This window comes from Lactobacillus sp. ESL0681 (genome assembly GCF_029392835.1).
Taxonomy (GTDB): Bacteria; Bacillota; Bacilli; order Lactobacillales; family Lactobacillaceae; genus Lactobacillus.
This window is the reverse complement of record NZ_CP113943.1, coordinates 252,457-266,519: the sequence shown is the minus strand read 5'-3', so window position 1 is coordinate 266,519 and position 14,063 is coordinate 252,457. Positions and strand designations below refer to the sequence as shown.

Genomic DNA, 14,063 nt, shown 5'->3' with positions numbered 1-14,063 from the left:
AGTTTATCCTCCTAAAAGCTAATTATTTTTTATTAAAAATATAATTTAATTAAAGCACTTTTAGTTTATCTAAGCAATAAAAAAACAGTAGTAACTACTGCTTTGGTTTACCCTAAATATGAAATTGCCACTTGCAACTGTGCCAACTTCATAATCGAACTTGCAAGTTCAGACTTAGGTATTGTTATCGAAATTTCATTTGTCACATCATCAAAATCAAAGCCACTACTAAGCACTAGTTCCGTAGCAGTTTGGATTAATTCTTCATCACTAGCTCCTGGATCTAACTTAAAAAGCAGACGGCCATCATCACTTACCTGATAAGTATCAGTAAGACTTTTAACAAAACAATAAACGGTATCACCATAGGCATCAATTTCAGTAGTTGCCACTTCTAGTGTATCTTCACTAACTTGTATAACCTTGGTATTATCAATTACCCAATCACTAATTGATTTTTGTACAAACTCGCTGTCAAGTATCGTTTTATTGTTCATAATTTCCTCTATCTTGCGTTACTAGCGTAATCCCCTGCATCCCAATCATGGGATCAATTTGACCAGAATAGATCAATTGCGGTGTCAAAATCGTTTCTGCTACCTTATCTGAACTAGTTTCCTGTTCATCAGCTACTAAATCCCCAGTCACAGTTTGCTGATCCGTTTTTGTAAATTGCTTTTGCAATTTTTCAGTTAAGCCAGTTTTCCGATCGTTGCCTGAAGTATTCAGAGCCATTGTGTAAGCACGTTGATCACCAATTAAAACCAAATTTTTTTCAGCTCTAGTTACCGCGGTATATAATAAATTGCGCTTAAGCATGATATAGTTTTGCATAGTCAAGTTTAAGATGACTAATGGAAATTCTGAGCCCTGTGCCTTATGAATTGTAATTGCATAAGCTCGGGTTAAGTCAAACAAGTCTTTTTTGCTAAAAGTAATTTCTCGTCCATCAAAATCAGCAATTAGACACTTCTTAGAACTTTTTTCATCAAGTGCTATCACCTTACCAATTTGGCCGTTATAGATATCCTTTTCAGGATTATTTTGTAATTGCAAAACGCGATCACCAATCCGAAATTGCTCATCGTGCGCCTCTATATGTTTACTATTGGGTTTGGGCGGATTCATAATTTCTTGGATAATATTATTTAAATTAGTTACGCCACCTTCGCCATGATACATTGCTCCTAGAACCTGGATATCATCTTTAGCAAATCCTTTAGCTAGAGCTCGTTCAACAACTTGGCTAACTACATGACCAATTTCATGTGGTGGACAAGAGATAAAGGAATAATTTTGAGTTTTCTTGAATAAAGCTGTTTGGTCCTGACCTGCATTAATTTCATGTGCTAAGGTAATAATACTAGAATCATCACCCTGTCGGTGAATTTGCGTTAAAACCGTAGTCGGAAAAACTTCGGACTTAATCAAATCACTAAAGACATTTCCTGCACCAACTGAAGGCAACTGATCTTTATCACCAACAAAAACAATATGCTTAATTTGATTGATACTGTTAAGTAACTGTTTAAACAAAAACATATCAACCATCGACATTTCATCAATGATGAGAACTTCACCATTGAGTTCGTTCAAATCTACATCATTACTTGGCCCTATTCCCATTCCTAGTAACCGATGGATTGTCTTAGCGCTGATACCCGTAATTTCCTCCATTCTTTTAGCAGCCCGACCTGTTGGAGCCGCCAATAAAAACGGTGGATCACTGCTGTATAAGGCCGAATTGGGAATTTCAGCTAAATCGCGTAAACAGAGCAAAATGCCATTGACAATAGTGGTTTTTCCAGTACCAGGACCACCAGTTAAGATAGATAATGGCTCATTAACTGCATTTTTAATGGCAACCTTTTGGGTTTCATCATATTTTATGTGCAATTGTTTTTCCGCTTGAGTTATTGCTTTGTTTAAAGCCGCTTCACTATATGGAGTGGTCTTTTGCTGGTGATCAGTAACCTGCTTCATCGTTAGTGCAATGTCATTTTCCGTTTCAAAAATACTTTGCAAGGCCGCATTTTCACCGGTAACTACTATCTTACCGGTCTGCTGAAGCTGATTCACACAAGTAGCAATGGGATCATATTCTGTGATATGCAATAGCTTGCTAGTGTCTGTCAGTAACTGGGCTAATTTAATATAAGTATTCCCAGCTTTGCTAACTTCATCAAGTAACACCTGATAAACTGCACCCTTAATCCGGTGTTCATCATCGGGTTTAAAACCGAGCTCCTGCCCCATTCGGTCAGCATTTTTAAACCCGTACCCAGTTACTTCAACAATTGGCCCATAAGGATCCGCTTGCAATTTTGTAAGGGTCTCACCATGATAAACTTGATATAATTGCCCAGCAACTTTTTTATTCAGACCAAATTGCGCCAATTTTAAGACAATTTCTGAATAAGAATCCATTGCATTGACACCAGTTAGCAAACTATTCTTTTGTTTTTGAGTTAAAGATAGCGTCGCAATCTTAGCAGGCTGCTCCTTTAGAATCTTTAACGCGTCAACTCCCAATTCTGCGATAATCGTATTGGCAGCTTTTTTACCAATACCAGGAAACTGATCAGAACTTAAATACTTAGTTAAACTCCCCTCTTCATTAGGAAGAGCTTGCTCATAGCTATCACAACGAAACTGCAAGCCAAACTTATTATGCATGATTAACTTACCTGTAAAATGATAAGTCGCACCTAGCTGAACCTCACCAAAATTACCAGTAACCTTGATTTCGTCTTCATCATAGCCAGCTAATTTACCAACAATTAAAATATTAAGAATCTTATATAAATCTTGGTCAGCTTCAAATACAATTCCTGTTAGTTTACCAGTAAATTCAGTCATCTTGTTTGTCCTGATTATCAATGTTACTCAAAATTGCTGCATATTGCTCAAGCGCTTGCTCATAATATTTGGAATCTAATTCACGTGATTTAGCCAGATATTGCTTCGCCTGTTCCTTATCGGTAGCTAAAACCGTAATTCCCAGTAAGAAATTAACCTTAGCACTACGTTTATTATCTGGAATCTGGCAATAACTAGCTGCAGCTTGCTGCATTTCACCTAAATTCAACCAGATATCACCCAGTAATTCATTTACTCGTTCATCAATTTGCTTAATAGTTAAGGCATAAGCGAGTGCTTTTTGCGGCTGCCCTAGTTTCAAATAAACTAGCGCCTTTTGGTATAAAACCAAATCATCATTAGGAATTTGGTCAAGTAAGCCTAATGCTTTATCAAATTCACCTTGCATATAATAACACACAGCTAAATCATAATCTAAATCTTGCGGCTCTTTAACTAGTGACTTTGCTTGCTCCAACAATTGAGTAGCTTGAACAAAGCTGCCCTGTTCGAGTAAATAAGTTGCTAATTCCAAATAATTTTCCGTTTTTTGCGGGTTAGCATCAATTTTAGTAATTAGTTGATGAACTTTTTGGTTAATTTTTTGCTTTTCAGCCTCAGTTTTTGCTTCTTTTTTAGTCATTATAATGAATCCGTTTCTGCTAATTTTCTTTCTAAAAAATCTGTTTCATTCCAAACTATGGTCTGAAAATTTTTACCTTGATCTTTTGTTTCCAAAATAGTCAGACTAGTATTACTTAAACTACCATTTTGCCTGACATTTTTTAAAGAAAAGCCCAGCAAGCCACCCATCATACCAGATAAAGCGGCGCCATGACTAATAGCGAGTACTTTGTCAGTTGCAGTTGGAAATTTTTGGGCAACATCATGAGCAAAACTCTTACCACGATTAATTACTTCAGGATAATCTTCGCCGTCAATTGCTTTACCATCATAACATTCTGGATGATTCCATAAATCGTCAACTTGCTTAGGAAAGCGCTGCTTAGCCTGAGCAAAGTTAAGTCCCTCCATCTGTCCCAAATCAAATTCACGCAGTCGTTCATCAATTGTCACAGGCAGATCAATTCCCGCACTAATCGTAATTCCATTAGCAGTATCAATTGCCCGCTTTAGAGGACTGGAATAAACTCCAGCAAATTTCACTCCACGTAAATGTTGGCCTAACTTCTTAATATCTGTCAAACTTTGCTCTAATAGTGGTGAATCGCCATGCCCACCTTGAAAACGTCCCTCAAGATTCCACTCAGTTTTTCCATGCCGTACAAAATAAATCTGCATTGCTATGCCCTGCCTTTTCTTTTGGATTACTTATCTAGTTTATCATTTAATTTTGCTAAAAGAAAAAGAGAAAAGACAACAATTTATCTTTTCTCTATCATCATTTAAACTAACTGTAATTGCTGTTCATCTTGATACGCAGCATCAATATTGCCACCACCAAGACACTCTTCACCGCGATATAATACTAAAGCCTGGCCGGGCGTTACTGCACGTGCTGGCTCATCAAAGTAGACGGTTACGCTGTTACTTTGAGCATGGTACTCAGCAGTCACTGCCACATCTGGTTGGCGATAACGGAACTTAGCACTACAATGAATTTTAAAATCATGATCAGGTTGCCCAGCAAAAAATGACATTTCACTAGCTTCAAGCTTAGTTGCATATAACAATTCACTATCATAACCCTGTTCAACAATTAACTCGTTTTTGGTTAAATCTTTACCGACAACAAACCAGGGATCAGTTGATTCTTTAGTTGAGCCTAAACCTAATCCTGAACGCTGACCAATTGTATAATACATTAGTCCGGCATGTTCACCAACCACTTTTCCGGTTGGAGTAACCATTTTACCTGATTTAGCGGGCAAAAACTCTGTTAAAAACTTTCTAAAATTACGCTCACCGATAAAACAAATCCCGGTTGAATCCTTCTTCTTAGCCGTAGCTAAACCTGCCTTAATCGCAATTTCACGTACTTGCGGCTTAGTTAAATCTGCTAACGGGAAAATTACCTTATTAATCTGCTCTTGACTTAGTTGACTCAAAAAATAAGTTTGATCCTTATTGCCATCCTTAGGACGCATCATATGAGTAAGACCATTTTGATCAGTTACTGTTTTGGCGTAATGACCCATGGCAATATAATCTGCGTCTAAATTAAGTGCAAACTCTAAAAACGACTTAAATTTAATTTGGCTATTACACATAACATCAGGATTGGGAGTTCGACCTTTTTTATATTCACTTAAGAAATATTCGAAAACCCGATGCCAATATTCCTTTTCAAAATTAATTGAATAATAGGGAATGCCAATTTGATCGGCAACTTTTTTGACATCATCATAGTCTTCAGTTGCTGTACAAACACCAGCATCGTCGGTATCATCCCAGTTCTTCATAAAGACACCAATTACATCATAACCTTGCTGCTTAAGTAACAGCGCAGATACGGAAGAATCAACGCCGCCACTCATTCCAACAACAACTCTAGTCTTCTTTGCCAATTATCATCAATCCTTTACTGCCATAATAATGTTACGCTCTATTAAGTCTTTTAAAATATAATTTAAAAGATCCACAGTTTGTGCTAATTGTTGATTCTTAAAAATATTCACTTTCTTTAAGCCATTACGATCAGTAACCACCATGGTAAAGTGGGTCATTGCTTGATTAATCGTCATCTTAAGTTTAGTAGGCGCATCATAAGGTGAGTCATTATAAAGTGGATGTTCATAATTATAATTTCCCTTAGCAGTTTTTACAAAACCCGCATCAAGCAATGCATAGAGCTTTAAGTCTGGACTTAAGGTGAACTTACGTGTATCACCATTCAATATCACTGTATTTGCCATAATTTACCTCACTTACTAATAATAAGTTAACTTACTTAAGAATGCAACTATTTATTTTTCCATTGCGTTTTTTGAGCAATTTTCACTAATTCCAAAGCAAATGCTCGGATTTCTGCAACCGTATTATAGCGACCAAACGAAATTCTAATTGATTCATCAATTCTTGACGACTTTTGACCAAAACAGGCCACTAATACATGTGACGGTTCAAGTGAACCCGCTGTACAAGCTGATCCGCCCGAAACGGCGTAACCAGCTAAATCAAGATTAGCTTGCAAAATTGTGGTGGAAACACCATTAATTCGCAAGTTTAGAACATGGTGCGAAACATTCTTGCCGCGTCCGCCATTGACTTGATAGCTAATTCCAGCTTCATCTAATTCATGCAAGATAATCTCCTGAAACTTGCTATATTTAGCCTGCAATTCCTGCTTATTAATCTTGCTAAGTTCATTTACCGCTTCACCAAAGCCTGCAATCCCAGGAACATTTTCCGTACCTGCACGACGCTTAGTCTCTTGCTCACCACCATATATCAGTGGCGGTAAGTTAATGCGAGCATTTTTATATAAAAAACCAAGAAATTTGGGGCCATTAATTTTATGAGCCGAAGTAGATAATAAATCAATCTGCATTTTCTGTACATCTAGATCAATATTACCTAATCCTTGCACAGCATCGACGTGAAAATAGGCATTGCTATCAGCGACAATTTCACCAATCTCTTGTAACGGGTTGATACTGCCAACTTCGTTATTAACAGCCATAATTGATACCAGAATTGTTTCTGGAGTTAAGGCAGCTTTTAAATCAGCAAGCGAAATATGCCCAGTTGCATCAACATCCAGATAAACTACATCAAAACCGTTTTTTTCTAATTGACGCAGCGGTTCTAACACAGACGGATGTTCAACTTTCGTAGTAATGATTCTGTGGCCAACTTCCCTTTGCATACGGGCAATTCCAAAGATTGCCGTATTATTGCTTTCTGACCCTCCCGAAGTAAAAATAATCTCGTTAGCTTGGGCATTGATTGCCTGACTAATTTGGCTGCGAGCTTGCTCAATGACTCTACGAGCAACGCGGCCTAATTCATAAGTACTAGATGCATTGCCAAAATTTTGCTTCATTTGTTCAGTAATTGTGTCGATTACTGTGGGCGACATTGGTGTAGTTGCCGCATTATCCAAATAAACTTGCGTCATTTTTCATCATCTTCTTTAAATATTTACAAATTAATTTAGCTGCCTTGGCACCCACTTCTTGGGCAAAATGATCAAAGTCACCATCAGCTTCTTGATCACCATTATCAGAAATCGCCCGCAAAGCAATTAACGGCGTTTTAAAATGGTCAGCAACTTGTGCAAAAGCAGCCCCTTCCATCTCTACTCCTAAAGCATCAGGAAAATTGGTTTTAATTATCACCTTTTGTTCATCCGAACCAATAAAGGAATCACCGGTCACAATTAAGCCAGTTTGTACTTTGATATTTTCTGCTTGCAAAAAGTCGGCAAAAGCTGTTTTTGCAGGAGACTCCAATCTAAATTCAGCAGGCTCACCCGGAATTTGTCCCTCAACATAATTTCCCGCAAGCGTATTATGTGCATCGTGATAGCTGAATGAGTCAGCCAGAATTAAATCTGACCGATGAACAAAAGTCTGCAATGAACCAGCAGTTCCAGTCATCAATACCAAATCAATTTTTATTTGGCTCAATAAACTAGTTAGGTTCATTGCAGCCTGGACTTTACCAATTCCACTCAGACCAATATAAATATCGTTTTTAGTACCAGAAAAGTGCTCGAACACACAAGATCCGAACACTTCCTTAGTACCTGAGTGAAAATATTTCTGATAATATGTTGCTTCAATTTCCATTGGAACAATAATCGCTATTTTCATCTTTATCCTCAAATTATTTTATAAATGAAACAATGCTAATAGTACCAAAACAATTAAAACCAAGACAATCAAAATAGCTTGATTCAATCTTCGCTTGAGTCGCAAACCTTTATCAGCTACGCCTTCTTTTTTGGAGGTAGTTGCTGGCGGCGTTTGCTTTTCTTGGCTAGTTCGCTTTTGCTGAGTGGTCTGGTCTGTTACTGGATCACGTTTAAAATCGGCATTTACATCAAGCTCTGCTTCATCATTAAAAGCTGACTTAATTTTATGCAAAACTTTTTTATTTTTTTGCTGCTTAACTTTTTTACGGTAATCTGAACGTTTCTCAGTCATTTTTTCCCTTTACATCTGTACCGGTCAACAGCATATTTTCCCAGAGACTCATCGCATATAATGTTTTTAGATCAACGATTTTCCCTTGCGCAAACAGCTGCTTTAGCTGCGCCAAATCATACCAATGACTAGTTAAAAACTCGTCGTCATCCAACGGACGTTTCTCAGCTAATTTAGTTAAAGTATCACAATAAAACAAATGCAGCTGCTCACTAGAAAAGCCAGGAGAAGAATAAAATTCAGTGATTTTTTCCCAATAATCTGCCCGGTAGCCGCCTTCCTCGTTTAATTCACGCTTCATCGCATCTAGTGGACTAGCATCCGTAGCGTCAACTAAACCAGCAGGAATTTCTAAAGTCAATTGCTTAATCGGTTCACGCCACTGCTCAACTAATAGCATTTTCTGCTGGTCATTAACAGCAAGAACAGCAGCGGCTGGTTGATGTTCAACCACTTCTCTTGTAGTAGTGACACCATTTGGCAAATTAACTGTCCTAACTGAAAGATCAACAATTCGCCCCTTAAAGATTTGTTTTGCAGAAATTTCTGTTTCTTTTAAGTCCATTATTCACTTTCCTGTGACTCAGCCAAATAAACATTGACACATTGTAAACCGTTTTTGCCTTGGGCAAGTTGGTATTTTACTTTTTGGCCAACTTGCAAACGCCGATAGCCGGCCTCTTTAATCGCAGTATAAAAGACAAAATAGGCCTTATGATTTTCTTGATCTTCAATAAATCCAAAACTACTGCCTTGGTCAAATTGCTTTACTGTACCTAGTCGCATTAATCTTCTAATCCTTCTTGAACTACTTCAGGATAATCTTCTTTAACAATTGTAGCACACCGTCCACAAAGCATTGGCAAACTTTGATCAACGCCAATATCAGATCTAACCATCCGACAACGTGGACAAACCTCACCAGTTGCTTTTTCAACCTTAATAGCTGCGTTTGGTAGTTCTTCTGCATCAGCTGGTGCATCACCATCAGCAATCGTTAATTTTGAAACAATCAGAATTTGTCTAAAGTCAGCATCTAAAGTATCAAGAACTGCCTTAGTTTCTTTAGTAGGATAAATAGTTACAGCTGCTTCAAATGATTTACCGATTAATTTTTGATCACGAGCCAGCTCCAAGGCTTTAAGAACATCATCACGCAGGTTCATAAACTGCTTCCAATTAGCCAAGACATCATCATGATTAGCGTATTGCTCAACCTCTGGCATATCGGATAGTTGAATATAATCTTCTTTTTCTTTCAAGAATGACCAAATTTCCTCCATAGTATGTGGCAAAATTGGCGTCAGAATTTTCGCGATTTTAACTGTTGCATCATAGATAACTGTCTGCATTGAACGTCTAGCTTGACCATCTTTACTCTCAATGTACAAAACATCTTTAGCAAAGTCCAAATAAAAGGCTGATAAGTCATTAGCAATAAAGGCAAAGACCTTCTTATAAACAGCATTAAAGTCGTATTTCTCATAATCAGCTAAACAACTCTCAACCAAGTCATTTAACCGAACTTCTAGATATTGATCAACAGGAGTGAGTTTTTCATATGCAACTCGATTCTTATTTGGATCAAAATCAGTCGTATTAGCCAGCATATAGCGGAAAGTATTTCTAATCTTACGGTAACTTTCAGATGTTTGTTGCAGAATCTCATTTGAAACAGCGACATCAGAAGTGGCATCAACTGAAGCTACCCACAAGCGAATAATTTCCGCACCCATTTTCTTAATTACATCATTAGGAGCAATTATGTTGCCTAGCGATTTCGACATCTTATGTCCTTTGTCATCTAGCACAAATCCTTGAGATAAAATTCCTTTGTATGGTGCTTTGCCAGTAGTAGCAACTGAGGTAATCAGGCTAGAGTTAAACCAACCACGATATTGGTCACTACCTTCAAGGTAAAGATCGGCTGGATAATGCAAACCAGGGCGATGATCCATAACGGACTTGTGAGAAGACCCAGAATCAAACCAGACATCTAAAATATCATTTTCCTTGGTAAACTTACCATTTGGCGAATGTTCAGAAGTAAAACCAGCCGGTAATAATTCTTCAACTGGATGAGTATACCATGCATTAGATCCCTCTTTAGCAAAAAGTTCCGCAACATGCTCAATGGTCTCTGGAGTAACAATTGCAGTGCCATCTTCAGCATAAAAAATTGGTAGTGGAACACCCCAAACTCGCTGACGAGAAATGACCCAGTCCCCGCGATCTTTAATCATATTATGTAAGCGTAATTTACCCCAAGAAGGCACAAAATCAACTTGCTCAATTTGATCCAAGATTTGATCACGACACTTATCAATAGAGGCAAACCATTGAGTAGTAGCACGATAAATAACTGGTTTTTTAGTCCGCCAATCATGTGGATAAGAGTGCGTAAAGAAACTCAATTTTAGTAAATTACCAGATTTTTCTAATTTTTCACTAACCACTTTATTAGCATCATTGTAAAACATGCCAACTAGGTCCGGATCAGGAATATCTTCAGTGAAGCAACCCTTATCATCCATTGGACTAAAGACAGGAAGACCGTACTTTTGAGCAACATTACAGTCATCCTCACCAAATCCTGACGCAGTATGAACTAATCCAGTACCGTCATCTGCGGTAACGTGCAAAGCATTCATTAGCAACGAATCTTGATCATATAACGGGTGCTTTGCTACCATTCGATCCATTTGCGTACCTTTGAGATGCTGCACAACTTGGTAGTCTGTCCAATCCAAGTCCTTTGCCACAGATTCCAAAGCGTCTGTACCAACTACATAACGCTTATCGCCAACTTTAACTACCGAGTAATCAAACTTTGGATTAACAGTAATTCCTTGATTTGATGGAATAGTCCACGGAGTTGTAGTCCAAATTAAAAAGTAAGTATCTTTTGCATCTAACAGACCTTTACCATCTTTAACTGGAAATGCAACATAAATTGAAGGTGATTTAATATCATGATATTCTACCTCTGCTTCTGCTAATGTTGATTCGCTTGATGGTGACCAATAAACTGGTCGTTTCCCCTTGTAAATATAGCCTTTTTCATACATTTTACCAAAAACACGAATTTCTTCTGCTTCATATTCTGGTTGCAAAGTAATATACGGATGATCCCAGTCGCCCATTACTCCTAAACGCTTGAAATCAGCCTTTTGCTTTTCAATTTCTTTTCTGGCATATTCTTCACAAAGTTTACGATACTCAGCACGACTCATCGTCTTACGATTAACACCTTGCTTGGCAAGCTGTTGCTCAATTGGTAGACCATGAGTATCCCAACCTGGTACATATGGTGCATAATAGCCGTTCATATTTTTGAAGCGAACAATAATATCCTTAGAAATTTTGTTCATTGCATGCCCCATATGAATATTACCATTAGCAAATGGAGGACCGTCATGCAGATCAAAACGTGGCTTACCCTCATTTAGTTTTAATCTTTGTTCATATAAGTTATTTTCTTCCCATTCTTTTTGCCATTGTACTTCGCGAACAGGTAGATTACCCCTCATTTTAAATTTTGTTTTGCCCAAGTTGAGCGTATCTTTTACTTTCATAATAAAATTCCTTTCTATACAAAAAACCTCGTCCTAAATTAGGGCGAGGTTCATTATCCGTGGTACCACCTAAATTGAGTTGCTACACTCCACTTAAATCTTGCGTATCGTGCAAAAGACGTAATAAACCTATCCTAAACAGCTGATCAACCATTAGGCTCTTATATTAGCCTCCCACCTTCGCTAATTCGCTGAATTGCCTGCAAGTTTTACTGTTAGTTTATTATTTATGATCTTTATAATCATCTGGAAAAACAATTGTTGGCTCAGAGCCATTGTTTGTAGGGGTGATTTCTGACTGACTAATTGTCTCATGATTTAGACTGTCTCCAGCCAATGGCTGAGGCTCATCTAAGTCATCAAGATCATCAGCTTCGTCAATGTCCTCCTCATCAAAGTCTACTTCATCTTCATCATCATTGTCAAGGTCTTCTTCATCATCGTCATCTGCTAAAGTGATTGGTTCAGAACCATCTGGTGGATAAAAACGCTCAGTATCAAAGTATTTATCTAAAGCCTTTTGCCATTTTTCATCATTTAAATTATCAATTGCAATCTGCAGTAAATCTTGAATATGAATACGATAGCCGGATACTTCCTTTTTTAAACGTTCATAATCAGCCCTGATCGTTGCTTCTTGTTGACGCTGATAATTAGCATCAACTTTCGCCTGTTCAGTGGCCTCATTAATAATTTCCTGTGCTCGTTTTTGTGCTCCAACAATTGTCTGTTTAGCAGCTTGTTCATTTTGTTTAGCTGTATCCGCCTCGGCTTTTGCTTGCTCGGCTTGCTGGCGTGCATCTTTGACTTGTTGTTGTAAATTGACAACTTCATTTTTTAAATCAACCATTTGGTCCAAAGCATTACCATAATCTTCAACCACTTGATCCAAAAAACTATCAACTTCACGGCGATCATAGCCATTAAGCCCCCGTTTTTTAAAGTCTTGATTATGAATATCCATTGGCGTTATTTTTACTTGTTTTTCTTCGTTTACCACAGTTTCAGCACCACCCTATATTTTCCTTTTTTGGTTGTAACAATATCGACAATTTCACTTCTACCAAAGTGTCTTAAACTGAAAATATCCGCTACTTTTACTATTATATTAGAATCTTGAACTACATGCCAATTTAATTTAACATTTCTCTGCGTAATTGCAGCTTTTACTTGGCCACGACTTTGGTTACTGAGTCCAGCTAAAACTGCATCTAATCTCAATGATGCTACAACAATTGTAACCTCGCGACTATCATCTTCTGGTATTAAAACATCTTTTTGATCAATTGGGAGAATTCTGACTTGATTGCGGCCAATACGTGTAATCTGTTCAGTAAAGAAATTTAACAATGTAGTTTTTACAAAAAACTGCCACTTTCCATTTCCATCAGTAATGATATCACCAAAAGTATCTACTTCAACTCCTGAATTAGCCAAACTACCTAAAATTGCACTATGATTCAACTTGGCAAACTTACTTGGATAATTAACTTCACAAGGAGTAACCAAAAAATCCTCTAAGGCTAGTTCTTGCCAATCTAAACCAATCCAAACACGCTTTTTTTCAGCATTTTGATAACCACCGAATTCTTGCACAACTAAATCCTTACCAACAACAGTTTTCAGGATATTTCTTTGACCAGGATCTAAAAAATCAGTCAGGATAGGCTGGTGACGATAGACTACCCTATTAAAAAAACCGACCATTTGATCGATAGTCGATTTTTCTTCAGGCTCAAAATATGCATAAAAACTACTTGCTTGTCTTTTCTCAATCATGAAAACAACCTAAACAAGATACTTTTTAGCAGATCTTGTGCAAAGTATAACAACAATAAGCCAATTAGAAAGGATAAATCTAACCCAGTTGAATAAGAAAAACGTTGAATTGGTCCTTTGCGAAAGATTCTTAAATATGGATCAATCAATTTATCAAACAATCGACCCACAGCAGAATCTCTCAAAAACGGTATCCAGCTCATAATTGCATCAAAAACCATAATAAGACTATATAGCCCAATAAGCTGTTCTAACGCATTTAAAATATAAAAGAATGCCTGCCACATCAGCTTAAATTATCTTTCTTATCAACTAAATCGCTAATCTTGCCGTTGGTAACAAACTTTGGCGGTGTAGCTAAAAATATTTTATCACCAACTCGTTGAATTTCTCCACTTAGTGCATAAACAGTCCCAGTAATGAAGTCAACAATTCTTCTAGCAGAAGCATCATCCATTCGACTAAAATTAATGATCACAGCCTTATTATTTAACAAGTTTTGAGCAACATCTTTAGCATCTGAATAAACTCGCGGTTCATACAAGACTATCTTACTCTTAACCGAATCTGCACCTGACTTAATCGAAACAACTTTATCTCGATCTATCGCACCAAGTGGGACAGTATTTTCGGTTTCATTTTGTTGATCATCAATATAGTCTTCGCTATCATACATTTCTTCATCTTCATCAGAAATGCCGAAAAATTTACCTATTTTATTAAACGACATGTTTGCCTC

The 14,063-nt window shown here is 37.4% G+C and carries 16 protein-coding genes; all 16 read right to left on the bottom strand.

The features are described 5' to 3' along the window. Positions 1-107: 107 nt before the first annotated feature. Complete coding sequence (locus OZX59_RS01435) at positions 108-497, bottom strand: DUF1828 domain-containing protein (protein WP_277126366.1); 390 nt, start codon at positions 495-497, stop codon at positions 108-110. Beyond that, a complete protein-coding gene (locus tag OZX59_RS01430; protein ID WP_277126365.1) occupies positions 487-2,859 on the bottom strand; it encodes an ATP-dependent RecD-like DNA helicase in 2,373 nt (790 codons plus the stop codon). Before OZX59_RS01430 ends, OZX59_RS01435 begins: the two co-directional genes overlap by 11 nt. Further along, positions 2,852-3,502 carry a CDC27 family protein gene (locus OZX59_RS01425; protein ID WP_277126364.1) on the bottom strand — a complete coding sequence of 217 codons (651 nt, stop codon included), beginning with the start codon at positions 3,500-3,502 and terminating at the stop codon, positions 2,852-2,854. Before OZX59_RS01425 ends, OZX59_RS01430 begins: the two co-directional genes overlap by 8 nt. After that, entirely contained in the window at positions 3,502-4,161 is a 660-nt protein-coding gene (locus OZX59_RS01420) for a histidine phosphatase family protein (protein WP_277126363.1), read from the bottom strand. Before OZX59_RS01420 ends, OZX59_RS01425 begins: the two co-directional genes overlap by 1 nt. 104 nt (positions 4,162-4,265) lie before the next feature. Further along, positions 4,266-5,387 (bottom strand): tRNA 2-thiouridine(34) synthase MnmA, encoded by a 1,122-nt coding sequence (gene mnmA / locus OZX59_RS01415; RefSeq protein ID WP_277126362.1) that lies wholly within the window; start codon positions 5,385-5,387, stop codon positions 4,266-4,268. Between the two features lie 6 nt (positions 5,388-5,393). Continuing rightward, on the bottom strand, positions 5,394-5,735 hold the full coding sequence (locus OZX59_RS01410) for a DUF1831 domain-containing protein (protein WP_277126361.1): 342 nt from the start codon (positions 5,733-5,735) through the stop codon (positions 5,394-5,396). Positions 5,736-5,782: 47 nt separating this feature from the next. Continuing rightward, complete coding sequence (locus tag OZX59_RS01405; RefSeq protein ID WP_277126360.1) at positions 5,783-6,940, bottom strand: cysteine desulfurase family protein; 1,158 nt, start codon at positions 6,938-6,940, stop codon at positions 5,783-5,785. Continuing rightward, positions 6,918-7,637, bottom strand: coding sequence for a 5'-methylthioadenosine/adenosylhomocysteine nucleosidase (locus OZX59_RS01400; RefSeq protein ID WP_277126359.1), 720 nt, complete (start codon positions 7,635-7,637; stop codon positions 6,918-6,920). Before OZX59_RS01400 ends, OZX59_RS01405 begins: the two co-directional genes overlap by 23 nt. 18 nt (positions 7,638-7,655) lie before the next feature. After that, positions 7,656-7,970: a hypothetical protein gene (locus tag OZX59_RS01395; RefSeq protein WP_277126358.1), complete on the bottom strand. Its 315-nt coding sequence runs from the start codon at positions 7,968-7,970 to the stop codon at positions 7,656-7,658. Continuing rightward, on the bottom strand, positions 7,963-8,535 hold the full coding sequence (locus OZX59_RS01390; protein ID WP_277126357.1) for an NUDIX hydrolase: 573 nt from the start codon (positions 8,533-8,535) through the stop codon (positions 7,963-7,965). The genes OZX59_RS01395 and OZX59_RS01390 overlap by 8 nt, the downstream gene beginning before the upstream one ends. Then, positions 8,535-8,756, bottom strand: a complete 222-nt coding sequence (locus tag OZX59_RS01385) for a cold shock domain-containing protein (RefSeq protein WP_277126356.1) — start codon at positions 8,754-8,756, stop codon at positions 8,535-8,537. The genes OZX59_RS01390 and OZX59_RS01385 overlap by 1 nt, the downstream gene beginning before the upstream one ends. Continuing rightward, on the bottom strand, positions 8,756-11,545 hold the full coding sequence (ileS, locus tag OZX59_RS01380) for an isoleucine--tRNA ligase (protein ID WP_277126355.1): 2,790 nt from the start codon (positions 11,543-11,545) through the stop codon (positions 8,756-8,758). The genes OZX59_RS01385 and ileS overlap by 1 nt, the downstream gene beginning before the upstream one ends. A gap of 223 nt (positions 11,546-11,768) precedes the next feature. Then, on the bottom strand, positions 11,769-12,509 hold the full coding sequence (locus OZX59_RS01375) for a DivIVA domain-containing protein (protein ID WP_277126969.1): 741 nt from the start codon (positions 12,507-12,509) through the stop codon (positions 11,769-11,771). Between the two features lie 29 nt (positions 12,510-12,538). Continuing rightward, entirely contained in the window at positions 12,539-13,321 is a 783-nt protein-coding gene (locus OZX59_RS01370; RefSeq protein WP_277126968.1) for a YlmH/Sll1252 family protein, read from the bottom strand. Then, positions 13,321-13,611 carry a YggT family protein gene (locus OZX59_RS01365; protein WP_277126354.1) on the bottom strand — a complete coding sequence of 97 codons (291 nt, stop codon included), beginning with the start codon at positions 13,609-13,611 and terminating at the stop codon, positions 13,321-13,323. The genes OZX59_RS01370 and OZX59_RS01365 overlap by 1 nt, the downstream gene beginning before the upstream one ends. Beyond that, positions 13,611-14,054, bottom strand: coding sequence for a cell division protein SepF (locus OZX59_RS01360; protein ID WP_277126353.1), 444 nt, complete (start codon positions 14,052-14,054; stop codon positions 13,611-13,613). Before OZX59_RS01360 ends, OZX59_RS01365 begins: the two co-directional genes overlap by 1 nt. Positions 14,055-14,063 lie beyond the last annotated feature (9 nt).

Excerpts from the sequence above, each read along its gene's own strand:
- OZX59_RS01435 (WP_277126366.1), bottom strand. The coding sequence starts at position 497 with ATGAACAATAAAACGATACTTGACAGCGAGTTTGTACAAAAATCAATT.
- OZX59_RS01430 (WP_277126365.1), bottom strand. The coding sequence starts at position 2,859 with ATGACTGAATTTACTGGTAAACTAACAGGAATTGTATTTGAAGCTGAC.
- OZX59_RS01425 (WP_277126364.1), bottom strand. The coding sequence starts at position 3,502 with ATGACTAAAAAAGAAGCAAAAACTGAGGCTGAAAAGCAAAAAATTAAC.
- OZX59_RS01420 (WP_277126363.1), bottom strand. The coding sequence starts at position 4,161 with ATGCAGATTTATTTTGTACGGCATGGAAAAACTGAGTGGAATCTTGAG.
- OZX59_RS01410 (WP_277126361.1), bottom strand. The coding sequence starts at position 5,735 with ATGGCAAATACAGTGATATTGAATGGTGATACACGTAAGTTCACCTTA.
- OZX59_RS01405 (WP_277126360.1), bottom strand. The coding sequence starts at position 6,940 with ATGACGCAAGTTTATTTGGATAATGCGGCAACTACACCAATGTCGCCC.
- OZX59_RS01400 (WP_277126359.1), bottom strand. The coding sequence starts at position 7,637 with ATGAAAATAGCGATTATTGTTCCAATGGAAATTGAAGCAACATATTAT.
- OZX59_RS01395 (WP_277126358.1), bottom strand. The coding sequence starts at position 7,970 with ATGACTGAGAAACGTTCAGATTACCGTAAAAAAGTTAAGCAGCAAAAA.
- OZX59_RS01390 (WP_277126357.1), bottom strand. The coding sequence starts at position 8,535 with ATGGACTTAAAAGAAACAGAAATTTCTGCAAAACAAATCTTTAAGGGG.
- OZX59_RS01385 (WP_277126356.1), bottom strand. The coding sequence starts at position 8,756 with ATGCGACTAGGTACAGTAAAGCAATTTGACCAAGGCAGTAGTTTTGGA.
- ileS (WP_277126355.1), bottom strand. The coding sequence starts at position 11,545 with ATGAAAGTAAAAGATACGCTCAACTTGGGCAAAACAAAATTTAAAATG.
- OZX59_RS01375 (WP_277126969.1), bottom strand. The coding sequence starts at position 12,509 with ATGGATATTCATAATCAAGACTTTAAAAAACGGGGGCTTAATGGCTAT.
- OZX59_RS01365 (WP_277126354.1), bottom strand. The coding sequence starts at position 13,611 with ATGTGGCAGGCATTCTTTTATATTTTAAATGCGTTAGAACAGCTTATT.
- OZX59_RS01360 (WP_277126353.1), bottom strand. The coding sequence starts at position 14,054 with ATGTCGTTTAATAAAATAGGTAAATTTTTCGGCATTTCTGATGAAGAT.